Consider the following 22,267-nt stretch of genomic DNA (forward strand, 5'->3'; position numbering starts at 1 on the left):
CCACAGGTGTATCGCGTGGTTCATCAACGCCCCGAACGGGTTTCGCTTCAAATGATCGCCGCACTGTGCGATATCTTGGGTTGCGGCGTCGAGGACCTGGTCACCGTGACCGCGGCCGATGTCCGCCGACGCAAAGCGTCCGCCGGCTCGCAGACGGCGCCCAGGCCCAACGTGGTCGAGCTCAACAAAGCGGTGCGTCCGCGCCGAGCCAGGGTGATCAGCGATGACGATTAGCCCCAACCGGCGCTCAACCAAACGGGGCCGCCCGCGGGTTACCGGCGAGCAGTTCCGCTGCAGCCGGTGTGAGCGGATGGCCAACCAGCGACGAGCGTCCTGGCCCGGTGAGGACCTGTGCTACAGCTGTTTTTACGCAGCGATGCGCACTCGTGGTGTCTGCCCCGGGTGCGGCCACAACGGGGTGCTTCCCGGCTGGCCACCGACGCAGATCGGCAGCCGATCTGTTTGTTGTGCGCGGGGATTCCCGCAGACTTCACTTGCCGACGCTGCGGGGCCGAAGGCGATTTCTACCGGCGCGGAACCTGTGCCCGCTGCGCCCTTCGCGACGATCTGACCGTTTCGATGATCGACGGCGCGCACGACCCACAAGCCATGGCTGCCATCGTCGAGGCACTGTGCCGCGTTGAGCGGCCCGCCAGCATCCTGAGCTGGAAGCGTTCGCCCAAAGTGAAGGCACTGCTGGCAGGACTGGCCCGTGGGGAGATCCCGTTGACCCATCAGGGCCTCGACAAAGCCGGTACCGACATCGCGACCAACCATCTGCGGAGCCTGCTCGAACACGCCGGCATCTTGGCTGCCCGCGACGAACCGCTGGCCCGGTTCGAGCGTTGGCTCGTTGAGAAACTCGAGTCGGTCACCGAGCCGGCCGTGCGCGCTCCGGTGGAACAATTCGCCAGGTGGCATCATCTGCGGCGGTTACGCAAAGCATCGGTTCCAGGACAAAGCTCCGCTGCCGGCGCGCGATACGCCAAACAGGAGATCACCGAGGCGATCAAGTTTCTCACCTGGCTGCACAGTGCCCATCACCGCGCCCTGGTCAGCTGCCGACAACAAGACGTCGATGAGTGGCTGGCATCCGGTCCCACCACGAGACGAAAGATCCGAAACCTGCTGGCCTGGGCCAAGAAAACCCGGGTGAACAAGTCGGTGCAGATCACCCATCAGCAGCCCCCTCCCAGCCGCGCGCTCACCCAGCAGCAGCGTCTGGCATGGCTGCGAGAGCTTGTTGACGGCGATTGCGAATCGCTGGCTTACCGTGTCGCCGGAATCCTTCTGCTCCTGTTCGGCAAGCCCCTGACCAAGATCGCGGCTCTACCAACAGCGGCAATCACGATCATCGAAAACGACATGCGGATCTCGCTTGGCCAAGAACCGATCCCCGTCCCGCAACCGTTCGCAGACCTGCTGGGCAACCACATGGCCAGCAGGCAGAATCTGGGAGCAACGGCCGGAGTGGCGGCCACACGATGGCTGTTCCCCAGCAGCCGGCCCGGCCGGCACCTCGGCCCAAATTTCATCATGACGCGGTTGCGCAACCTCGGCATCAACCTCCTTGCAGCACGCAACACCGCGCTGCAAAGCCTCGTCGTCGAAGCCCCACCACCCCTGGTCGCCGAGCTCCTCGGCTACAGCTACAACACCGCCCAGCGCCACGCTGAAATCGCAGCCCAGCCATGGGCCCGCTACGTGACCAAAACAGCCACCGAATCGAACTGACCCGGGATCTTATCCAATCTGTGCTGCAAAGGTTTTGGGCCATCGCGGCCACACACTGTTGAACGTCACTCTGGATGACCACCAGCGCAGGGCGCTTCGTCATCGAGGCTTCAGACGATGACGACTGGGCTTCTGTGATCGCGTGCATCATCAACGTGCCGATGACCGATTCCCACGTTCTCGATGAAAGGTGTTGCGCAGCAAGGGAGTCACACACGTCTGCACGACCGCGCTCCACGACGGTAGGGTCGTAGGGTCATTACTGTTCTAAGGCCCATCGGACAGAACGCTGGGCGCGGCCACTTTGCTGGGCCCTTGGGTGACCTTGAAGTGCCCTTGGCCTCTGGACTGGGACGCTCGGCGAGGAGACGATCACGACACGAGCCAGACCCCATGTCGTCCAGGAGGACATCGTGATCGAGAAGCTGCAGGACTTTCCCGACAACGTCGCCGCATATGTGTGTCACGGGCATCTGACGAAGGCCGATTACGCAGGGGTGATACCGCACATCCAAGACAAATTTGCTCGGCACAAGAAGCTGCGGGCCTACACCGAGCTCGCGCCCGATTTCGCCGGGATCGATCCCGGCGCCAGGTGGGACCAGGCGAAGTTCGGCTTCGGTCACCTCTTCGACTTTGAACGCGTCGCGTTCGTCAGTGACGTGACCTGGATGAATCGGGCGGTGCAAGTCTTCGCTTTGTTCATACCTGGGCAGTGGCGTGCGTTCCCGACCGCTGAAGCCAGCAAGGCGCGCGAATGGATTGTTGAAAACCAGCAGTAGGTGCGATAGCGCTATCCAGAGTGCAAGCGCTGCCAAAGGGTCTTAAGGACCCGCGGCGCTAGGGCCGGTTCGCCGGCGGTGACGGATTGACCTTGTCCCCGGAACTTCGGCGGCAGCCGGCTCGGTGTCCCGCCACGGAGCCGACGACACCGTCAGCGTGACCACGCGCCAAGACCACATTCGTGTGCATCGAAAGAGAAGGCGTCTTCGCCAATTTCAGTGCTCGGCAACACCACACACCAGCAAACGGGACGGCGTCTCCGCAAAGTGACGACATCGACGCTACCCCGGGCACGGAACCAAGACGATCGGGCACCATCCGCTTAGCGATTCTGGAGCCATGGCATCTTCCCGACACGACCGAATACGGCGAGATCGAATATTGAGGGTTACCGGTACAGGGGCGTGCTCAACCGATCCGAGTTGATTAGCGGCGGCCGTCATGGGCTGTATTGCGCGTCGCTGGCCATAGTTTGTGCAAGAGCGCGGTCCACTGAGCGGACTGCACGCCGTTTTCTCGCCGAATTGCTGCCGACGAACCAAACCGGGTAGATCGGTGCTGTTACCTTTGCATCACCTCGGTAGGGACCGACGACACTTCGTGGCCGTCGCTGCTGCCATCTCTGATCTGTGACCGTCTATAGGTTGTTCAAAATCGCCGTGCCATCCGGTGTACCCAGTCCCGAACACGGATCCCAACCCGGACCGGCGTTGTAGCCCTTGACCGTATTCGTGATGGCGTTCGTGCCCGAGGTGACGTCGTGGACAACGCCCTTGGCCACACTCGAATAGAGGAAGGGGTTGAGGAAGCCAACGTTTTTTTGCTTCGCCTGGTTCAGCAGGGTAACTAACGCCGCCATCAGCGGAGCTACCGCGCTCGTTCCGCCCGAAGCGCCTTCCTGGCGATCGACGCGCGTGAAGTAGTTGGTCGCGCTCATCGCGATGTCGGGAACACCGCGCCCGGGCTTCCCGTCATCGACCGAAACGATTGTGTTGGCGGCGGTTTGGTACGACGGCACCGGGAAGATTTCGCTGATTCCGCCGCCGCTGGCCCAGCCGCCCTGATCGAGAGGCGTGCCATCGTTCCAGACGACGTCGATGCCGTTGTCGATTTGCGTGCCGCCGCAACCCAGGACGAGGTCGTCGCACGCCGGATGGTCGACGTGGACTTTTCCATCCCAGTCCCCCGAGGTCTCATCGGCTGTGCCGTGATCGCCCGAAGCGACGCATACCGTGATGCCCAGCGCGGCCGCCGTGACAAACACCTCGTGGAACGCACTGATGTTCATCTGATCGGTGTTCGGCGCCGGCTCGGGGCCGCCCCAGCTGATCGAGATCGCGCTCGGTTTGCGCTCGGTGTCGTGGACGGCGGCACTAATCGCGTCGATGAACCCCTTGTCGCCGTTGTTGGGGGCGAAATAGACGGCAAAGTTTGCGTTTGGCGCGACGGCTCCGGCGACCTCGATGTCGAGCATCACCTCGCCATCGGCGGAGTCCGCCGTGGTCGGATCGCTCGCGGCCTTATCGACCGAGATCGACGCGACCGTCGGCATCTGCACCCCGATCTCGTTAAAAAACACCTTCAAGTCACTGGTGCGATAGCCGCCGCCAAGCTCGATGATGGCGATGGTTTGTCCGGTGCCGTCGAGCTTCGTGCCATTGGATTGCGTCGGAAAATTGTAGCGCGACGCGAATTCGGTTGAAGCAACGCCGTTCTGCCCACCGGGCCCGGCCGCCGCGGCACTGTCTTTTGCTGACGCTTTGTGACCGCGGTTCGCGCCGCTCGCTTCGTTGGTTTTCCCGCCACTCGGCGTCGACCTGCGCCCACGAGTCGTCGCGCGCTGCTTGGGTCGCGTATCGAATCCAAACACGCCGGTGATGATGGGCTGCAGCTCCTGCGGCACGGCGATTTCGCCTTGTCGCCCGCGATACGTTCCCGTCGAATGGTGATACATAGCGACATCGGTGTGAAACGCCGCCCGCAGGTCGGCAAGCTTGCCCCTCAATTCAATCGTGCGCGCCGCGGCGCTGCGATGCACTACAAACAAGTCGTGCTGCTGCGCGAAGGCTTCGACCTTGTCGAGGTCCTCCTTCGACGCACCGTGCTGTTCGGCGAGTTGCTCGTGGGTCAGGTACTCGCGCTTCGCGAGTGGCTTTGCGGCCTGCTCGTACACGCGCTTCTCAAGCGCCTTGGGGTCTCCAGCCGAGCGAACACGCACGGTGAGGCTGGCCAATTCTGATGGGTTCACCGGGCCTGCGGGCCTGGAGTTGGGCAGCAGACTCTTCTTACTGCCCGGCAGCGGGACGTATACGGCCATGACTTCTTCTCCTTTTACAACTTGGCGGCAGCGCACCGTCGACGATGAGCAGATCGAGGCGACGGTGATATAGCTGGAACCGCAATGCCTGCTATAAGGCTTCGGCCCCGCGGAAGCGGAAACAAGACGCCGGTCCGTTGAGCGGACCGAACCACGAACGGTCGCTTACGATCTGTGCGCAACGCCCGTCAGCCCTTTTGCCTTCACGTGCCGCTCGAGGTAACGATGACGGTGTTGCTCCACAGCAAGCCCCCGTCACCGTCGGGGTCGGGGCGGTGATCGGTGACGGCGATGCGCCCGGTTTCGGTGATTGCGGTCTTCGGAAGCGGTGCGCTCAATCCCCCGTCGGCGTCGCTGATGTAGGTGAGGTAGTCCACGACGTCGTCCCCGCTGCACGTGATGCGGATGGTGACCGGACGGTTGGGCAGGAATCCGCTGCCCGTGATCAAGACCGGGCCGCGGGAGGCGCTAATGATGGGGCCGGTCGGTCGAACCGGCAGAGCAGGCGCGTGCTCTCCGGGCGCGTCGATAGGCATGCGCGACTCCGATCGCCTCCTGGTCGTGCTGGTCGCCTTCAAGTCCTCCGCGAATCGCGACGATCAGCGATCCCAGCATTCTGTTCCACTTGATACCTAATTTCGTGGCGGCGGCAAGTGCCGGGTCCGGTGAGTGGACCGACGGTGCAGGCTGGCGCCGATCCCACTCAGCAACGAGCATCGCGCCCTAACTGTCGTGAGCCGGTTAGATCCGCTTCAATTGCCGGAGCGCGGCGCCGATGCGACACGCGGTGTAGGACAACAGGGTTGGTAGCCCGGCGGGTAGATCGTCTCTGTGGACCGTGACCGTGACCGCGCCAGCGCAGGCCCCATTCGGCCACCACACCGGCGCCGACACGCAACACACTCCGGCAACCGCATCTTGATGGTCGACCACCGTGGCGCGCGGTTCGCGGACGGACTCGCGAAGGTTGCGCCATTCGCGTCGGGTCCAGGAGTCAGGAAGCGTGACGTCGCTGACAGGTTGCGTCGCGTAGAGGACGCGTCCGGTGGCGGTGCGGGCGATTGATTCCGGGTCGGTGGGGTCGGGCATGTAGGCGTGGCCGCGGGGCACCGCGGCGCAGACATATCGGAGCCGCTGTTCATGCAGGATCCGCAGCGACGCCATGGCGTGCGATTGCACGGCGAGGGTGTGGACGGGCGCCTGCGCAATGCGCCGTAACAACGGGTCGGGCTGCCAGCGCTGCCCGATACGCAACATTTGCGGTCCGACATAGTAGCGGTGCTCGACGCACTGCACCGCACCGAGTGTGACGAGTTGTTCGGCAAGCCGATGCACGGACGTTTTAGCCAGCCCGCTCGCACGGGCCAGCGCGGTCAGTCCAAGGCCCTCATCGGCGTGAGCAAGAGCGTCCAACACAGCGAATGCCCCGTCGAGGACTCCGCGCCCCGCCGCGACTGGCGGTAACGGTCTCGCCGACTGATCTGGCTCAGCACCGGCATCGGCGGCCGAAGTGAACGGACTTGAACTGACTGCAGGTGACGAAGTTGGACACGTCAAGACATCCATGTGCGGGCCTCACTGCGTATAAGCCGGTTCGGGGCGAATTCGCGTTGCGCGGTGACTCGGCCTAAATTTCCCGCAGCTGGTCAAGCCGGACTAGCGTAGTCGACTACTCGCTTCTGCAGCCCAACAAGACGCCGGGCCCGATGCCTAACTTCTCCCCTTTTTGTTGGGATCGGTAGCGGGCTGGCCCTTGTGTACTTGCCACGACGACGCGGCGCGAGGCGGCGGGCGGACAGATAGGAAACCACCATGAAGGCCAACCGGATCATTGTCGGGGCACTGATGTCCGGCGGCGTCGCGGTCGCCGGCTTGGGTCTGGCGGCACCCGCCCAGGCTGGCGCGTCCTATTGGCACTACTGCCCAGGGCATTGGGAGTACACGGTTCCAGTTCCGCCGGGAACGGACCTGAGCGTGTGCCACTGGTTCGCAGTTACCGTTACCCGCGGGCCGTCGGGCCCGGTGTATAACTTCGTCGAAGTTGATCCGTCCCAAGTGCCCCCGCCGGCGCCCGGATTCCCGTGGCCGTGAAAGGCCTCGCACGGACCACCACTCGCCCGCATCGCAGCGCCGAGCACCGCAGCACTAGTTAGTTAGCCGGCGGCCCATTCCTTGGCGCGCTCGAACTCGTCGAGGCCGAAGACGGCGAGTTCCCCGGGGAGCATCCACGCAATCGCATGCAGCGTGTGGGCGACCCATTCCTTGTCGGACACGATCGCTATTCGCTTGAAGGCCGAAGGATGCTGTATGAGGCCGAAACCCAGCTTCAGGTCCTCGACGAACCCGCCGGGCCCGAAGCCCTCGTAGTCGTCTGCGATGACCTCGACGATCCTGATGTCGCCGCCTTTCAACAGCTCCTCGATGTTCGGCTTGAACGCGCGCAGCTCCTTACCGGGCAGCCGGCCCGACACGCGGATGCCGGTCACTCCCCGCGGCATGTCTGGCAGAACTTCGATCATCGACGTTTTCCCTTCTTGGCGCTTGTATCGCTTCTCATCTTGAGTTGGCGGCGAATATCGCCTCGATGTGGCAACGGCATTGGCCAGCGGTGACGCGCGGCGTGCCTAGCCCGACGCGACCACTGACGCGGAGTTCCACGGCGCCAACCGTTCGGAGGACGCCGTCATATCGGGAAGATCATCGCTGACATCCCAGGTCGCCGAGAGCCGTCCGACCCCCAGTGCGATCGCGCAGTGCAGACCCAGCTCCACAAGCTGGTCCTCGCTGAAGTGCTCGCGCAGCTCGTCGTACACGGCTTCATCGATGACGAGATGGTTGGTGGCGAACAGCTCGGCGAAGCGCAGGGCGGCTCGTTCGTCGGCCGAAAGGTTGTCGGCGTCGGCGGGCCGTTCCAGCGAGCAGACGGCGTCCTCGTCCAGACCGTCGTCGATGGCGCTTTGGTAACGCACCGCAATGCAGCTGCGGCATTGGTTGAAGAACGCGATGCGCAGGCGCACCAGTTCGAGCAGGCGCGGCGGCAGCGTCCCGTCGGCACGCAGCGCCGCGGTCAAGGAGCCCAGTGCCCCGGCCACCTCGGGAAGGCGACTCATGATGGCGGCGACGCCGAGATTGATCCGGTCACCCTGACCGAGATCCTGCATCGGCACCGCGTCGAAGGCCGTCGACGGCGCGATTCGTGTCAATTCATCGTCTCCTGAATGCGAGCAGCCTGCCTGGTCTCCTGAAGTATCGCCGTCGCGGGGACCGCACGCTACTCCCCTCTGCCGACCGCCCTACCCATCGAAGGGTGACCCGTCGAAGCGCTCGCAGGTGGCGAACTCGGGAACCGGCCGTCGCCGCAGCTTCGTCACTTGGCGCACCGGTTTGCCCAGCGGCACGACCGCGGCGATGACGTACGGATCGGGCACGCCGAGAAGCTCTTTGGCGCGTGGCTCCTCGGCCACGACCAACGTGCTCAACACCCCGCCGTAGCCCTCATTGCGCGCGGCCAGCAAGACATTCCATACGAACGGGTACACCGACGCCCCAGGTACCACCGCGATGCGATCGAGGTTCTGATCGGTGGCGGCGACGACGGAGAGGTCCAGGCAGACCACGAGCACCACCGGCGCCTCGCGAAGCGGAGCGGACATCTGCGCGGGCGCCGCCGTCGCCTCGATCGCGGACGCGTCTACGCCGGTCGGTGCCAACGGATTCCACGGCGACTCGCCGTTGGCGAGCTGAGCGGCGTATCGGCGGGCCGCGGGAAGCGCCAGGTCCGCCAGGGCCGACCGCGTCTCCTTCGCGCGGACGACGACGACGCGCACGCCCTGCCGGTTGCCGCCGGACGGCGCGAAGCGGGCGTTGTCGAGAATCCGGCCGAGAACGTCGTCGGGAAGCGGGTCGTCGGTGAACTCGGACACCGCGGGCGTGGATCGCATCACGTCGTACAACTCCATGACCACCATGGTGCCGCAGGGCCGGAAATGTTCAGGCAGCGTCGTGAAAGATCAAGCCGAGGGTGCAGCGCTGACCGGAGCGGACCAGCGACACCCCGTGTCGCACCGGGGCGGCCGACCATCCCCGCGTCGACCGGATGGGCCGTTCTCTGGTGGTGAAGATATAGCCGTGTCCTTGCGGCAGCGTGGTCGCGGTGCCGCGCGACTGTGCGCGGGGTCGTTGCTCCACGAGAAGGAATTCGCCGCCGGTGTACTCCCCGCCCGGTTCGTTGAGATTGATGACCACCTGCATCGGAAAGACGAGTTCTCCGTACAGGTCTCGGTGCAGCGCGTTCCAGTCACCCGGCCCGTATTTGAGCAATAGAGCGGTGGGTTTGGTTTGGCCGGCGCGGTGGCACATGTCCAGCCATTCGTCGAGGGTGTCGGGCCAGGGAGGGTCGCGGCGCAGCTTGGTCCACCAGTCGCGAGCGATCGGCAGCAATCGCGGATAGAGCGCTTGCTTCAGCCCTTCGATCGGGCGGGGGTAGGGCCGTTTGAAGTAGCGGTACTCGCCTTGCCCATAGCGGTGCCGGCTCATGTCGACGGTGGCGCGAAACAAGCTGTCGTCGGAGTAGAGATCGAGCAACGCTGCACACTCGGTGGGGGTGAGCAGCGTTGGGAGCAGCGCACCGCCAACATCATTCATGTCGGCGGTGACGGCCTCCCAGTCAGCGGCGTCGACGCGCCGCTGCCATGTCGATGGCATCAGAACAATCTGCCGGCCGCCGCGGGCACCGGCTCCTCGAGGTCCAGCAGGAATCGTTTGCGCTTCAGGCCGCCCGCGTAACCGGTTAGGGCGCCGTTTTTTCCTACGACGCGGTGACAGGGAACGATGATGCTGAGCGGGTTGCGTCCCACCGCCTGGCCGACCTCGTATGCGGTGGTGCCGTCAGCCAGTTTGGCGGCCAGCTCGCCGTAGGTGACGGTCTCGCCGTAGTCGATGTCGACCAGCAGTTCCCAGACTCGCCGGTGGTGTGGCTCGCCGATCAGGGCGACGGGTAGATCGAACTGTTCACGCCCTCCGGTCAGGTAATCGTGCAGCTGGTTGGCCGCCTGACCGAACAGCGGGTCGGCGGCCGGCTCAACGTAGCGACCCAGGGCATCCGCCGCGGGCCCATGCCAGTGGTGCCTGAAATACAGCCCCGTCAGGACATCACCGTTCGCGACCAGTGTCAGCTCACCGAGTGGGCTATCGATCACCGTGTGTCGTGTCCGCATGGTGCAACCTCCTTTCTCGGTAAACGATGAGCGGCCCGGAAACGTGAGATCCCACCTTTGCATGCGTCCGCGACCGGATGGTCTCCTAGCTATCAACAGGTTTCTCACATTCAACAACGCGCCGGCGTCTTCCCAGTGAGAGTTACGGAGGAACTCAAATGCTTACCGGAGCCTGTCGGTGACATCAGGGTGAACGACGACGAGCACGCCAAGCCGCCGTTTGAGGCCGTTGTGGCACAACACGGCGCCACGGTGTTGCGGGTCGTTCGTACGGTGGTCGGCCACGCCGACGCCGATGACGCCTGGTCGGACACGTTCCTGGCCGCCCTGAAGGCCTACCCGCAGCTGCCGGCCGGCGCCAACATCGAAGCGTGGCTGGTGACCATCGCTCACCGCAAAGCCATCGACATCACCCGCACAGCGTCACGGCGGGCCGTCCCGGTTGGCGATCCCCCCGATTCGCCCGCACGTGAGCGGGCGGACACCCACGATCTCGACCTGTACGCGGCGGTGGGCGCGCTGCCGCCAAAACAGCGCCGGGCCGTGGCCTACCACTATCTGGCCGGACTCCCCTACTCGGAGATCGCCGTGTTTCTCGACAGCAGCGTTGCCGCCGCCCGGCGCGCCGCGGCCGACGGGATCGCCACCCTCCGACGCACCTATCCCCTTATCGACACCGCAAGGAATCAGCGATGACCACCTATGACCTCACCAAGCACTTCCCCGTCGACCGGGATCATCTGCGGCGCCTGCACGCCCGCCTGGAAAGGAACGCCCAGGCCGGCGATCTCCTCGACATCGCCTACCGCACAGTCGATTCCGTCGTCGGCCCACTGCTGTTGGCGGCCACCCCCCGTGGACTGCTGCGGGTGGCGTTTGCCAACGAAAACCACGACAGCGTGCTGCAGGACCTGGCTTCGCGCATCAGCCCGCGTGTGCTCGAAGCGCCCACGCGGCTGGATACGATCGTGCGACAACTCGACGAATACCTCACCGGCCGGCGGCACAGCTTCGACGTCGCGCTGGACTGGTCTCTGTCACACGGCTTTCGGCGCAAAGTCCTGGAACACCTCAACGCCGACGTCGGCTACGGCGCCACCGCCAGCTATGCCGCCCTGGCCCGGCTGTCCGGCTCCCCCAGGGCGCTGCGCGCCGTCGGTACCGCGTGCGCGACCAACCCCATCCCGATCTTCGTGCCGTGTCACCGGGTAATCCGGTCCGATGGGACGGTCGGCGCCTATCGCGGCGGCCCCGCCGCCAAGCGCGCCCTGCTCGATCTCGAACGGGCCGGATGACGGCACAGCGGCGCGGTGTCCGGGGCGCGTATGGACATTATGCGCAGCGTGTATGGTCGACTCGGGCCGGCGCAAGGGGACAGAAGAGCACGCGATGGCAAATGGATTCTCCGACAACGCCTTCACCGCACGACAGGCGTTGGATCCCGGTTTGCGCAAGGCGGCCCGATTCTTGCCGCGGGGAAATGCCCTGCACCGCGGCTACAGAATCCAGCGGGCACTCATGAACCTGATGGGGAACGCGGGCCGGATCCGTAGCGTACCGGTGGCGGCGGTCGACGAGCACGTCACCGTACGCCTGCATCGTCCGGCCGGCCTGCCCGAACGGGCGCCCGCGCTGTTGTGGATCCACGGTGGCGGCACGATCATGGGCCATGCCGCCCAGGACGACAGGTTTCTGCGCAAGCTGTCCCATCTAACCGGTGTCGCGGTGGCCGCGGTGGAGCACCGGCTGGCACCCGAGCATCCGTATCCGGCCCCGGTCGAAGACTGCTATGCGGCGCTGCGCTGGCTGGCGCGGCAACGATGGGTGGACCCGGATCGAGTCGCGGTCGGCGGGGCCAGTGCCGGTGGACATTTCGCCGCGGCGGTGGCGCAGCGGGCTCACGATCGCGGCGAGGTCAAACTCGCCTTCCAGATGCTGGTATACCCGATGCTCGACGATCGCACCGGCGCCGATCGCGACGGCTCCAGGCGGTTCATGTGGACCGGAAGCGACAACCGGCTGGCGTGGCGCTGGTACCTGAACGGAGCGGATCCCGCTGAGGCCGCGCCGGCGCGCAGAGAAGATCTGTCCGGCCTGCCTCCGGCCTGGATCGGGGTCGGGACGTTGGACCTGTTCTATCAGGAGTGTCTGGACTACGCGCGACGCCTGCGGGCGGCGGGCGTTCCGGTGCACGAGGAGATCGTTCCGGGGGCCTTTCACGCGTTCGACCAGATCGCCGACAACGCGCCGATTTCGGTGAAGTTCTTCGCCAGCCAGTGCGATCACCTGCGAGATGCCCTCGTCAGGTGACCAATCTGTCACCATTTGACTGCAAAGTGTGCATAGAGTGCAACGATGAGGGTTATGGCGAATCAGATGGGTCTGCGCGAGCGACGGCGCCGTCAGACCAGTGCGGACATCCGCGACGCCGCAGTGCGCCTGGCCCGCGAACGCGCCTTCGACAGGGTGACCATCGAGGACATCTGTGTCGCGGCCGGAATTTCACCGCGCACATTCTTCAATTACTTCCCGAACAAAGAGTCCGCGATCGCCTACGGCCCCTCCGACATACCCCCCGAGCTGGTCGCTGAATTCGTCGCAGCGGGACCCGCTCCCTATTCGGTAGTGCTGGCGGAGCTGATCACTTTGGCGGCCCACCATCTGCGTGACATGCCCCCCGCGCGCGAACAGGCGGTCAGCATGCTGGAACTCGCCAAAACGACCCCCGCGGTGTTAGCGGCATTCCTCGCCGATTTGGAGCGGTTTCAGAAGCACTTGACCGACGTTGTTGCCCGTCGCCAGGCGATGCGGCCCGACGACGAGATACCCGCTTTGATCGCTGCGATTGCGTTGACTGCCGTGCGTTCGGGCATCGAGCGGTGGTCCAGCGGCGAGCCCGAGGATGCCGACGACACGCCGATGCCCTACGTCGAACGCGCTGCTGCGCTGGTCAACAGCATCTTCACCGAGTGACAAAGTGACCGGCGACACATAACTTGCATACTCTGCAAAATATGCACATCATGTACTATGCGCTGGTGCGGGTGCTCGAGGACGCTTCAGCAGTGCGAAGCACGTGTCGGTACCGGGGGCGATCGCCGGTGTGCAGGGGCCGCTGTCCCAGCACCTGACGGTCGAGCGCGCGCAATCAGCGTACCGCCGAATTCCGTTGTGGCGCATGACAGCTCGTGGCCGCCCAACCTGTGCAGTACCTCGCCTGGGCGTCATGCCATGAAGGCAACCACATGACCGTTGCGTGACAAGAAAGGGAATCACCCAGGTGCCGGCATCGAAGGTTGTGCGCAACGCGTGGTTGCCGCTGTTGATCGTGGCGGTCGTGGTGATCGGCGGCTTCGCCGTGGTCCGGGTCAAGTCGTATTTCGGCGCCCACGACACCGGCGTCATGACGAGCCCACGGCTTGATGATTCCAAGCCGTTCAAGCCCAAGGTCGTCAAATACGAGGTCTTCGGCTCTTCCAGTCACGCCAACGTGAACTACCTGGATCTCAACGCCGACCCGAAGCGGGTCGACGATGCGCCGCTGCCCTGGACGCTGGTCCTGAGCACGACCGCCCCCTCGGTCTTCCCGAACATCTCGGCACAAAGCGACGGTGACCACCTCGGTTGCCGCATCACCATCGATAACGAAGTCAAGGACGAGAAAATAACCAACGGCGTGCACGCCCTGACATTCTGTTTGGTGAAATCCGCATGAGTACAACAGCTAAAGACACGGCCGGCGCCCGGACGGACACCGACCCCATCGCCAAACACGACGTGCGACAAAAGATCCCGCGTTTCATCCGCACGTTCGCCGTACCGATCATCCTGGGCTGGATCGCACTCATCGCGCTGCTCAGCGTCATCGTCCCCCAGCTCGAAGAGGTCGGGAAGATGCGCTCGGTGTCGATGGCACCTGACGATGCGCAGTCGGTGGTCGCGACGAAGCGCATGGGCGCGGTGTTCAACGAGTACAAGTCCAACAGCTCGGTGATGATCGTTCTCGAGGGCCAGAATCCCCTCGGTAACGATGCCCACGCCTACTACGACCAGATCGTCAGAAAGCTCGACGCCGACACCAAACACGTTGAGCACGTTCAGGACATGTGGAGCGACCCACTGACCGGCGCGGGCGCACAGAGCAACGACGGCAAGGCCGCCTACGTCCAGGTCTACCTCGCCGGTAACCAGGGCGAAGCCCTGGCCAACGAGTCGGTCGAGGCCGTGCAAGACATCGTCAAAGGCGTGCCCGCGCCCAATGGGGTGAAGGCCTACGTCACCGGGCCCGCGGCGCTGTCAGCGGATCAGCACATGGCCGGTGACCGCAGCGTGAAGGTGATCACCATGGTCACCTTCACCGTGATCATCGCGATGCTGTTGTTGGTCTATCGGTCTGTCGTCACGGTGCTGCTCACGCTGCTGATGGTCGTGTTCGAACTGGCGGCCGCCCGGGGAATGGTCGCGTTCCTGGGCTACCACAATATCATCGGGCTCTCGACGTTTGCGACGAACTTGCTGGTCACCTTGGCGATCGCGGCCGCCACCGATTATGCGATCTTCTTGATCGGCCGATATCAGGAAGCCCGGGCCAATGGCGAGTCCCGGGAAGACGCGTATTACACGATGTACCGGGGCACCGCACACGTGGTCCTCGGATCGGGCATGACCATCGCCGGCGCGACGTTTTGCCTCCACTTCACCAACCTGCCGTATTTCCAGACGTTGGGTATCCCGTTGGCCATCGGCATGGTGGTCGTCGTCGCGGCAGCATTGACGCTCGGTGCCGCGGTCATCTCGGTGGCGGCGCGTTTCGGCAAGACACTCGAACCTAGGCGGACGCAACGGATTCGGGGGTGGCGCAAAGTCGGCGCTCTCGTCGTCCGATGGCCCGGACCGATCCTGATCGTGACGATCGGGATCGCACTTGTCGGCCTGCTGACCCTGCCCGGATACCGCACCAACTACAACGACCGCAACTATCTTCCCGCCGACTTACCCGCGAACGCGGGTTACGCGGCCGCGGATCGGCACTTCTCACAGGCGCGGATGAATCCCGAGGTGCTGATGATCGAAAGTGACCATGATCTGCGTAACTCGGCGGACTTTTTGGTCATCGACAAGATCGCCAAGACGATCTTCCGGGTGCCGGGGATCGGTCGTGTGCAAGCGATTACCCGGCCCGAGGGCACGCCGATCGAGCACACCTCGATCCCCTTTCAGATCAGCATGCAGGGCGTCACGCAGCAGATGAACCAGAAGTATCAGGAAGACCAGATGGCCGACATGCTCAAACAGGCCGACATGATGCAGACGACCATCGACAGCATGGTCAAGATGCAGAGCCTGACCCAGCAGATGGCCGACACCACGCACGGCATGGTCATGAAGATGAAGAGCATGACCGTCGACATCGCCGAATTACGGGACCACATCTCGGATTTCGATGACTTCTTCCGGCCCATCCGCAGCTACTTCTACTGGGAGAAACACTGCTTCGACATCCCGGCGTGCTGGTCGATTCGGTCCGTCTTCGACACGCTCGACGGCATCGACACGATGACCGACGACATCCAAAGCCTGCTACCCCTCATGGAGCGCCTCGACACATTGATGCCTCAGCTGACGGCGCTGATGCCTTCGATGATCTAAAACATGAAGGCCATGAAAACGACGATGCTGACAATGTATTCAACCCAAAAAGGCCTGCAGGATCAGCAGAATGAGGCGCAGAAAAACTCGAGCGCCATGGGTAAGGCCTTCGACGCATCCAAGAACGACGACTCGTTCTACCTGCCCCCGGAAACCTTCAACAACGCCGAGTTCAAACGGGGCATGAAGAATTTCATCTCCCCCGACGGCCATGCCGTGCGCTTCATCATCAGCCATGACGGCGATCCGATGTCGCAGGAAGGCATTTCGCACATCAATGCGATCAAAAAGGCCGCTTACGAGGCGCTCAAGGGCACGCCACTGGAGGGCTCGAAGATCTATCTCGCGGGCACCGCGTCAATCTTCAAAGACCTCAGTGACGGCAACAACTACGACCTGTTGATCGCCGGAATCGCCTCGCTGTGCCTGATTTTCATCATCATGCTGATCATCACCAGAGGCGTCGTGGCGTCGGCGGTCATCGTGGGGACCGTCTTGATCTCGCTGGGCGCGTCCTTCGGGCTTTCGGTGCTGATCTGGCAGCACCTCATCGGCATCGAGCTGCACTGGATGGTGCTCGCGATGTCGGTCATCATCCTGCTCGCCGTCGGCGCCGACTACAACCTGCTGCTGGTGGCGCGGTTCAAGGAGGAGATCTACGCCGGGCTGAACACCGGAATCATCCGATCGATGGGCGGCACCGGCTCGGTCGTCACGTCAGCGGGACTGGTGTTCGCCTTCACGATGATGACGATGGCGGTCAGCCAGCTGACGGTCATCGGTCAGGTCGGCACGACCATCGGCCTTGGCCTGCTCTTCGACACGCTGATCGTCAGGTCGCTGATGACGCCGTCCATCGCCGCGCTGCTGGGCAAGTGGTTCTGGTGGCCACAACGCGTCCGGCAGCGTCCGGTGCCGTCGCCCTGGCCCATACCCGCAAAGCACAGTGAATCCTTGATGGCGGTGCCCTGACCGCGTCGACTCTGCGCTGACGGCGCCGAGCCTGCGCACAGCGCCTGCTCGTTGCCCATGCAGTAGCACTGGCCGCAGTTTCGATGTGTTGACCGGACGGGCTAGGTGACCCAGTCCGGCTGCTGGTCGACGTCGACCGCGGAGAAGTCCTTGTGCCCCAGGCCGGCGGTGGTGCCGCCGTCCACGACGAACTCGGAGCCGGTCGAGTAACTGGACTCGTCGCTGGCCAGATAGACCACGAGGTTGGACACCTCCCTGGGGTCGGCGGCGCGGCCCAACGCAGTCTGGAAGAGGTCGTCGGGAACCCACGCGGTCATCGGCGTCTTGATGAGCCCGGGGTGAATCGAGTTCACCCGGATTCCGCTCGGCCCCAGCTCCAGTGCCGCCGACTTCGTCAACCCTCGGACACCGAACTTGCTCGCGGTGTAACCGTGGGAGGCGATGGTGCCGGCCATCCCCTCGATGGAGGAGATGTTGATGATCGATCCCCGTCCCGCTTCCTTCATGGGTTTCACCACGGCGCGAATGCCGAGGAACACGCCCGTCAAGTTGACGTCGAGGATCCGCTGCCACTCCGAGATTTCGTAGTCCTCCAGGGTGCCGATGTTGAGAATGCCGGCGTTGTTCACCAGCACGTCGATGCCGCCGAACTCGCTGATGGCGGTGGCCACCGCGGATTCCCACTGCTCGGGCTTGGTGACGTCCAGATGCACATAGCGCGCCGCATCGGAATTGGGGTCGAGTTCGGCCGCGACCGCCTTGCCCTCGTCGTCGAGGATGTCGCCGAATACCACCTTGGCCCCCTCGGCCACCAGTGTGCGCACATGTGATGCGCCCATCCCCCGCGCACCGCCACTGATGAGCGCGACCTTTCCCGCCAACCGTTCGGCCACTGCGCTTCTCCTGTCGAGTCGGTGCGTCGTTAGCACCATACAGACGCACCCAGATGTATGACCAGAGTCAGCGTTACCCCACGATGTCGAAGATCGCCGCGGCGGAGGTGACGGCCTTGTCCGCGTTCCCCTCGTCGTGCAGCAGCATGCGCACGCCGACGCGTCCGGGTCCACCGGAATGCGCTGTCCCCTCCACGCGGAAGGGGCCCACCTTGCCGCGCGACATGAACATGACGTGCCAGCTGATTACCTGCACCTTCCTGGTTCCGGCGACGTCGGCGGCAAAGTCGGTCGCGGCGGTCTCCAGGACGACGTGTTGAGGCCCGATGTGCAGCGCGGCATCCGGCGACGCGAGTTCGGCGCTCAGCGCGGGCAGCACCCAATGACCGTCGGCGCGCTTGCTGGCGCCGAACGCCTCCCACAGCGGCGGCAGATCGGGAGAGTCCTCGATCACCAGTTGGGTCCCCGAAACATCCATCCTGTCCAGGCCTTCCGGCGGGGTACCGATGATCGCTCCCTGCCCCTCGTTGAAGGCGATCACCCGGTCCGGGTTGTCGGCGTCGACGATCTTGCACCGCCCGTAGCCCATGGTCCGGCCCTGGTGCACGATGCCGGAGCCGACGATCTCGACCCTCGTGACGTCATAGCCCGGGTCAATGATCTGCACCGACGCGATGACCGGGTTGGGCACCGCAACCATGTCGGTCTGACACCCCTCCGGCGAGGAGATTGCCAACGGCGCCACCATGATTCCACCGGCCTCGTTGCGCATGTCACGACGGATGGTGACGGTGTCGTCGGTCTCGCCGATGTTCATGGACGCGTGGTTGCGCCCGATGTAGCGGTAACTGAGCAGACCGGTCCAGCGCCGGAACAGCTCGTCACGGTAGGCCTCGGAGTCCCCTGCCAAGTCCCGGATGTCACGAAGTTGGTCGCTCATGCCGCCCGCCTCCCTGCGTCAGACTTTGCCGTGCCGAACCTGGTTGAACGGCACGCCGCGGTCGGCGGCGTACTCGCGCGGAAAGTTCAAGACCCGCTCGCCGATCACGTTGCGCGCCATCTCGGTGGTGCCGCCGCCGATGCTGGCGATCTGACGGCCCAGGTAGCGGGTGCCGATGTCAAGCAGGCCCGCGTCATCCTCCACCACCGCCGCCGGACCCGCGATCGACAGTGCGGTGTCGATATCGACATTGCGTACCTCGGCCATGGACAACCTGATGATCGATCCCGCTGCCGGCGGCAGGGATCCGTCGGCCACGGCGTGGTAGACGTGCTCGCTGAGCTGCCCGTGGACCGCGCGGTGGACCAAGGCCCGGCCGACCATTTCCCGGGCGCGTTCGTTTTCACCCTGGTTGGCCCTGTCCACCAGGGACAGCAGGTCGATCGAAACGTCTTGCGCGTCAGCGATTCCGGGTCCGCTGGTAAACTCCGAGCCGTCGCCCATCGTGCGGCGCTCGTGGTAGAGCTGTCGCGACGCGACGTCCCATCCTTTGCCCGGTTCCCCGACGACGGCGTCGTCGCCCACGTCGACGTCGTCGAAGAACTCTTCGCAGAACTCGACCGAGCCGTTGACCTGCCGGATGCGGTTGATCGTTACCCCGGGATGGTGAAGCGGTACCAGGAACATCGTCAGGCCGTTGTGCTTGGGCGCGTCCCAATCGGTGCGGGCCAGGCACAAGCCGTAGTCGGCGGCGAACGCCCAGGTGCTCCACGTCTTGGCGCCGTTGATGATCCATCGTCCGTCGCGGCGGTCGGCGCGGGTGATGACGCCCGCGAGATCCGAGCCCCCGCTGGGTTCGGACAGCAGCTGTACGAGCACTTCGTCGCCGCGCAGCGCCGCCGGGATGTGAGCGCGCTTCTGCTCCTCGCTGCCCATGTCGAGGATCGTCGCGCAGCAGATGGCAAAGGACGGCACGTTGAGAAGCAGCGGCGTCTCGTAGCCGGCGGACTCGGCGTCGAACGCCTTCTTGTACTCGTAGCCCAGCCCGAGCCCGCCGTACTCTCGCGGAAAGCAGATCCCGGCGAATCCCCCGTCGTAAAGCGTCCTTTGCAATTCGCGGGCCCGCCGCCAGGACGGCAGTTCGTCGCGCTCGAGAAACGCCGCCTTGGCGGGATCGAGTGGCGGCATGTTCGCGGCCAACCAGGACCTGGCCCGGTTCCGGAATTCTTCGACAGACTCAGCAGTCACGGCATCGAATGCGTCCGCGCGTCATCGCCGATGGCCTCCCGCCGCCACTGCACCCTTCGACAGTTGAGCTTGTGCTGGGCGACTGTACAGCACCGCTGAGCGACTGTACAGGCCGGTGGCTCACGACGTATTCAGCTTTACCGCGGCCCGGATCAGCGCCTTCAGGGCCCGTTCATTGATCTTGTCGCCCGCGTGGATATCGATGGCACGCCTGGTATTGCCTTCGAGGCTGGCGTTGAACAAGCCCTCGGGGTCCTCCAGTGAGGCACCCTTGGCGAAGGTCATCTTCACGACGTTCTTGTGCGTCTCACCGGTGCAGATCATTCCGCCGCGATACCAGACCGGGACGCCTCTCCACTTCCACTCCTCGACCACGTCGGGTTCGGCCTGCTTGATGAGTTTCCTGATCCGAGCCAGCGCCTCGCCCCGCCAATCGCCCAGCTCCTCGATCCTTGCGTCTATCAGCTGCGAGGGAGAGTGCACTGTTTTTCCCCCATTGGAGCCTCCCTTCGATTCGGTCATAACGGTTGTCGCCTCCCTCAGGTCGCTATCGCCGGCCGTGCAGTTGAGTATCCCCCCGACCACATTTGGAATCATGTCAATCTCGGCGGCGAGCTGTTCGGCCCGGGCTCACCGGGCAGACACCACCCGATGCGCGGGATAGGCGTGGATGAGCGCCGTGTCGAGTTTGGCTACAGCACGGGTCAATTCGTGCTCGGCCGCGTGCGCGATGCGGTGTGCCTCGGCCAGGCTCGTGGTGGGATCGATGTCCAACTCGGCGTCCGCGTGCAGCCGATGCCCGATCCAGCGCAACCGGACACTGCGCACCGCCAGCACGCCTGGCCGCCCCGCCAGCGCCGCCTCGGCGGCATCCACCAGGGTCGGGTCGACGCCGTCCATCAGACGGCGAAACACATCCCGCGCAGCAGTGCGAAGCACCGCCAAGATGGCGACCGTGATCAGCAGGCCGATCACCGGATCGGCCAGCGGGTACCCCAGTGCCACGCCGCCGGCGCTGAAAACCACTGCCAACGAGGTGATTCCGTCGGTGCGAGCGTGTAAGCCATCGGCGACGAGCGCGGCCGAACCGATGCGACGGCCCACGCGAATCCGGTACACGGCGACCAGTTCGTTACCCACGAATCCGATCAAGCCGGCCACGGCGACCCAGCCGAGCTGGTCGACCTTCACCGGATGGATCAGGCGCGTCACCGCCTCGTACCCGGCCAGGATCGCGGACAGAGCGATCATCGCAAGGACAAACAGGCCGGCAAGGTCTTCGGCGCGACCGAAGCCGTAGTTGTATCGCCGGGTCGCGGCGCGTCGTCCAAGGACGAAGGCAATCCACAGCGGGACCGCGGTGAGTGCGTCGGAGAAATTGTGGATGGTGTCAGCGGCCAGCGCCACCGACCCGGATAGGACCACAATCGCCACCTGAAACGCCGCCGTGCCGGCCAGCCCCAGCAGGCTGACTTTCACGGCACGCATGCCGGCCGCACTGGACGCCAATGCCTCATCCACGCTGTCGGCGGCGTCATGGTGGTGTGGCGAAAGGACCTGATGGACCAGACGACGGACACCGTTTGGATGCGTGTGCCCGTGTTCGTAGGCGTGGGAACCGCTGTGCGCGCGTGTGCTCGTGTGATTCACTGCCCCCCGGCCTTCCCGGCCCCATCGGCCCGCATGCCCTCGGTGCGCGTCACCCGGACCCGAGTCACCTCACCGATCCGTGGCCAAGAACCTGCATGCATACGCAGATAATAGACCAGCGGCGACCTCCCGGCGCGGTCGATCCACCGCCGAGCCGGTAAGCGAACCATCGCATCGGCCCGCAGCCCCGCTCGCGCGATGGTTTACAGTTCTCGGGTGAAATGTCACGCCTGCGTGTCTTGAGGAAGCGCTGATCGACCAGAATCGAGTTGCAATGACGGAGCGCACGAACGGACAAACCGCGCAAGACGGCGCCGCCACGCTGCTGGCGATCGAGTCCATCAAGCAGCTCAAGGCCCGTTACTGTCGCTACCTTGACACCAAGGACTGGGCGGCGTGGCGAGCAATCTTTGCCGATGACTTCGTCAGCGACACCGCAGAGGCCGGTGGCAAGCTGATCATCGGCGCCGACGACTTCGTGGCGTTCACCCGCAAAGGCATCGGACGACCCTCGCAGGCCACCGCGCATCAGGTGCACGCGCCGGAGATCGAACTGACGTCGGCGACGACGGCACGCGGGGTGTGGGCCCTGCAAGATGTCGTCCGCTTCGGGCCCGGGGTGAGCCTGGTCGGCTACGGCCACTACCACGAGACCTACGAGAACGTCGCCGGGCAGTGGCTTATCAAGAGCTCCAAGCTAACCCGGCTGCGTGAGGACATCGTCACTCCAGTGTTCTCGCTCTACATCTCCGACCGTATCCGGAGGGCGGCTGCCACGCTCGCCAGCCGGCTGATGGAGCGGTGACGCACCCATGACTGCTGCCACCATTCTGGTCACCGGCGCCTTCGGGCAGGTCGGCAAGCG

General features: G+C 64.5%; 23 protein-coding genes and 1 pseudogene. 11 read left to right on the forward strand and 13 right to left on the reverse strand.

All coding sequences use genetic code 11. From position 1 onward, the window contains the following. The 3 genes from ACLP4W_RS18895 to ACLP4W_RS18905 form a co-directional block, all read left to right on the forward strand. The coding region (locus tag ACLP4W_RS18895; RefSeq protein WP_442388514.1) for a helix-turn-helix domain-containing protein at positions 1–234 on the forward strand (234 nt) is incomplete at its 5' end. Between the two features lie 117 nt (positions 235–351). Further along, positions 352–1,734 (forward strand): recombinase XerD, encoded by a 1,383-nt coding sequence (locus tag ACLP4W_RS18900; RefSeq protein WP_442388516.1) that lies wholly within the window; start codon positions 352–354, stop codon positions 1,732–1,734. Positions 1,735–2,147: 413 nt separating this feature from the next. Further along, positions 2,148–2,516 (forward strand): STAS/SEC14 domain-containing protein, encoded by a 369-nt coding sequence (locus ACLP4W_RS18905; RefSeq protein ID WP_442388518.1) that lies wholly within the window; start codon positions 2,148–2,150, stop codon positions 2,514–2,516. A gap of 638 nt (positions 2,517–3,154) precedes the next feature. Here ACLP4W_RS18905 and ACLP4W_RS18910 read toward each other — a convergent pair. From ACLP4W_RS18910 to ACLP4W_RS18920, 3 genes are all read right to left on the reverse strand, one after another. After that, entirely contained in the window at positions 3,155–4,834 is a 1,680-nt protein-coding gene (locus tag ACLP4W_RS18910; protein WP_442388520.1) for a S53 family peptidase, read from the reverse strand. 203 nt (positions 4,835–5,037) lie between these two features. Continuing rightward, on the reverse strand, positions 5,038–5,370 hold the full coding sequence (locus ACLP4W_RS18915; protein ID WP_442388522.1) for a hypothetical protein: 333 nt from the start codon (positions 5,368–5,370) through the stop codon (positions 5,038–5,040). Positions 5,371–5,575: 205 nt separating this feature from the next. Continuing rightward, a complete protein-coding gene (locus ACLP4W_RS18920) occupies positions 5,576–6,400 on the reverse strand; it encodes an IclR family transcriptional regulator (protein ID WP_442388524.1) in 825 nt (274 codons plus the stop codon). Positions 6,401–6,646: 246 nt separating this feature from the next. On the opposite strand from ACLP4W_RS18920, the gene ACLP4W_RS18925 reads away from it, so the two are divergent. Then, positions 6,647–6,925 carry a hypothetical protein gene (locus ACLP4W_RS18925; RefSeq protein ID WP_442388526.1) on the forward strand — a complete coding sequence of 93 codons (279 nt, stop codon included), beginning with the start codon at positions 6,647–6,649 and terminating at the stop codon, positions 6,923–6,925. 62 nt (positions 6,926–6,987) lie between these two features. Here the strand turns inward: ACLP4W_RS18925 and ACLP4W_RS18930 are convergent, their stop codons facing one another. From ACLP4W_RS18930 to ACLP4W_RS18950, 5 genes are all read right to left on the reverse strand, one after another. After that, positions 6,988–7,353, reverse strand: a complete 366-nt coding sequence (locus ACLP4W_RS18930; protein ID WP_442388528.1) for an STAS/SEC14 domain-containing protein — start codon at positions 7,351–7,353, stop codon at positions 6,988–6,990. 105 nt (positions 7,354–7,458) lie between these two features. Then, positions 7,459–8,037, reverse strand: coding sequence for a carboxymuconolactone decarboxylase family protein (locus tag ACLP4W_RS18935; RefSeq protein ID WP_442388530.1), 579 nt, complete (start codon positions 8,035–8,037; stop codon positions 7,459–7,461). Positions 8,038–8,127: 90 nt separating this feature from the next. Beyond that, positions 8,128–8,793 (reverse strand): nitroreductase family protein, encoded by a 666-nt coding sequence (locus ACLP4W_RS18940; protein WP_442388532.1) that lies wholly within the window; start codon positions 8,791–8,793, stop codon positions 8,128–8,130. Between the two features lie 31 nt (positions 8,794–8,824). Then, positions 8,825–9,538, reverse strand: coding sequence for a 2OG-Fe(II) oxygenase (locus tag ACLP4W_RS18945; protein WP_442388534.1), 714 nt, complete (start codon positions 9,536–9,538; stop codon positions 8,825–8,827). After that, positions 9,538–10,050 carry a methylated-DNA--[protein]-cysteine S-methyltransferase gene (locus ACLP4W_RS18950; protein ID WP_442388536.1) on the reverse strand — a complete coding sequence of 171 codons (513 nt, stop codon included), beginning with the start codon at positions 10,048–10,050 and terminating at the stop codon, positions 9,538–9,540. The genes ACLP4W_RS18945 and ACLP4W_RS18950 overlap by 1 nt, the downstream gene beginning before the upstream one ends. Before the next feature lie 189 nt (positions 10,051–10,239). Between ACLP4W_RS18950 and ACLP4W_RS18955 the strand changes: the two genes are divergently transcribed. From ACLP4W_RS18955 to ACLP4W_RS18980, 6 genes and pseudogenes are all read left to right on the forward strand, one after another. Next, complete coding sequence (locus tag ACLP4W_RS18955) at positions 10,240–10,746, forward strand: RNA polymerase sigma factor (RefSeq protein ID WP_442388538.1); 507 nt, start codon at positions 10,240–10,242, stop codon at positions 10,744–10,746. Next, positions 10,743–11,345, forward strand: a complete 603-nt coding sequence (locus ACLP4W_RS18960; RefSeq protein WP_442388540.1) for a methylated-DNA--[protein]-cysteine S-methyltransferase — start codon at positions 10,743–10,745, stop codon at positions 11,343–11,345. The genes ACLP4W_RS18955 and ACLP4W_RS18960 overlap by 4 nt, the downstream gene beginning before the upstream one ends. Positions 11,346–11,439: 94 nt before the next feature. Beyond that, the gene (locus tag ACLP4W_RS18965) at positions 11,440–12,360 is read left to right on the forward strand and encodes an alpha/beta hydrolase (protein WP_442388542.1); all 921 of its coding nucleotides are present in this window, start codon (positions 11,440–11,442) and stop codon (positions 12,358–12,360) included. Between the two features lie 54 nt (positions 12,361–12,414). After that, complete coding sequence (locus tag ACLP4W_RS18970) at positions 12,415–13,023, forward strand: TetR family transcriptional regulator (protein ID WP_442388554.1); 609 nt, start codon at positions 12,415–12,417, stop codon at positions 13,021–13,023. A gap of 325 nt (positions 13,024–13,348) precedes the next feature. After that, positions 13,349–13,765, forward strand: a complete 417-nt coding sequence (locus ACLP4W_RS18975) for an MmpS family transport accessory protein (protein WP_442388556.1) — start codon at positions 13,349–13,351, stop codon at positions 13,763–13,765. Beyond that, a pseudogene (locus ACLP4W_RS18980) lies at positions 13,762–16,671 on the forward strand (MMPL/RND family transporter). The gene ACLP4W_RS18975 and the pseudogene ACLP4W_RS18980 overlap by 4 nt, the downstream one beginning before the upstream one ends. 101 nt (positions 16,672–16,772) lie before the next feature. Here ACLP4W_RS18980 and ACLP4W_RS18985 read toward each other — a convergent pair. From ACLP4W_RS18985 to ACLP4W_RS19005, 5 genes are all read right to left on the reverse strand, one after another. After that, entirely contained in the window at positions 16,773–17,564 is a 792-nt protein-coding gene (locus ACLP4W_RS18985) for an SDR family oxidoreductase (protein ID WP_442388544.1), read from the reverse strand. A gap of 73 nt (positions 17,565–17,637) precedes the next feature. After that, positions 17,638–18,504: a hypothetical protein gene (locus ACLP4W_RS18990; RefSeq protein ID WP_442388546.1), complete on the reverse strand. Its 867-nt coding sequence runs from the start codon at positions 18,502–18,504 to the stop codon at positions 17,638–17,640. 18 nt (positions 18,505–18,522) lie between these two features. Next, on the reverse strand, positions 18,523–19,752 hold the full coding sequence (locus ACLP4W_RS18995) for an acyl-CoA dehydrogenase family protein (protein ID WP_442388548.1): 1,230 nt from the start codon (positions 19,750–19,752) through the stop codon (positions 18,523–18,525). Positions 19,753–19,872: 120 nt separating this feature from the next. Beyond that, positions 19,873–20,274, reverse strand: a complete 402-nt coding sequence (locus ACLP4W_RS19000) for a DUF1801 domain-containing protein (protein WP_442388550.1) — start codon at positions 20,272–20,274, stop codon at positions 19,873–19,875. 108 nt (positions 20,275–20,382) lie between these two features. Next, on the reverse strand, positions 20,383–21,321 hold the full coding sequence (locus tag ACLP4W_RS19005) for a cation diffusion facilitator family transporter (RefSeq protein ID WP_442388558.1): 939 nt from the start codon (positions 21,319–21,321) through the stop codon (positions 20,383–20,385). Positions 21,322–21,676: 355 nt separating this feature from the next. On the opposite strand from ACLP4W_RS19005, the gene ACLP4W_RS19010 reads away from it, so the two are divergent. Continuing rightward, a complete protein-coding gene (locus ACLP4W_RS19010) occupies positions 21,677–22,207 on the forward strand; it encodes a nuclear transport factor 2 family protein (protein ID WP_442388552.1) in 531 nt (176 codons plus the stop codon). Positions 22,208–22,267 lie beyond the last annotated feature (60 nt).

The organism is Mycobacterium sp., from assembly GCF_052145595.1.
Taxonomy (GTDB): Bacteria; Actinomycetota; Actinomycetes; order Mycobacteriales; family Mycobacteriaceae; genus Mycobacterium.

Coding starts and splice junctions, on each gene's coding strand:
- ACLP4W_RS18910 (WP_442388520.1), bottom strand. CDS start 4,834: ATGGCCGTATACGTCCCGCTGCCGGGCAGTAAGAAGAGTCTGCTGCCC.
- ACLP4W_RS18915 (WP_442388522.1), bottom strand. CDS start 5,370: ATGCCTATCGACGCGCCCGGAGAGCACGCGCCTGCTCTGCCGGTTCGA.
- ACLP4W_RS18920 (WP_442388524.1), bottom strand. CDS start 6,400: ATGGATGTCTTGACGTGTCCAACTTCGTCACCTGCAGTCAGTTCAAGT.
- ACLP4W_RS18925 (WP_442388526.1), top strand. CDS start 6,647: ATGAAGGCCAACCGGATCATTGTCGGGGCACTGATGTCCGGCGGCGTC.
- ACLP4W_RS18930 (WP_442388528.1), bottom strand. CDS start 7,353: ATGATCGAAGTTCTGCCAGACATGCCGCGGGGAGTGACCGGCATCCGC.
- ACLP4W_RS18940 (WP_442388532.1), bottom strand. CDS start 8,793: ATGGAGTTGTACGACGTGATGCGATCCACGCCCGCGGTGTCCGAGTTC.
- ACLP4W_RS18945 (WP_442388534.1), bottom strand. CDS start 9,538: ATGCCATCGACATGGCAGCGGCGCGTCGACGCCGCTGACTGGGAGGCC.
- ACLP4W_RS18950 (WP_442388536.1), bottom strand. CDS start 10,050: ATGCGGACACGACACACGGTGATCGATAGCCCACTCGGTGAGCTGACA.
- ACLP4W_RS18960 (WP_442388540.1), top strand. CDS start 10,743: ATGACCACCTATGACCTCACCAAGCACTTCCCCGTCGACCGGGATCAT.
- ACLP4W_RS18965 (WP_442388542.1), top strand. CDS start 11,440: ATGGCAAATGGATTCTCCGACAACGCCTTCACCGCACGACAGGCGTTG.
- ACLP4W_RS18970 (WP_442388554.1), top strand. CDS start 12,415: ATGGCGAATCAGATGGGTCTGCGCGAGCGACGGCGCCGTCAGACCAGT.
- ACLP4W_RS18990 (WP_442388546.1), bottom strand. CDS start 18,504: ATGAGCGACCAACTTCGTGACATCCGGGACTTGGCAGGGGACTCCGAG.
- ACLP4W_RS19000 (WP_442388550.1), bottom strand. CDS start 20,274: ATGACCGAATCGAAGGGAGGCTCCAATGGGGGAAAAACAGTGCACTCT.
- ACLP4W_RS19010 (WP_442388552.1), top strand. CDS start 21,677: ATGACGGAGCGCACGAACGGACAAACCGCGCAAGACGGCGCCGCCACG.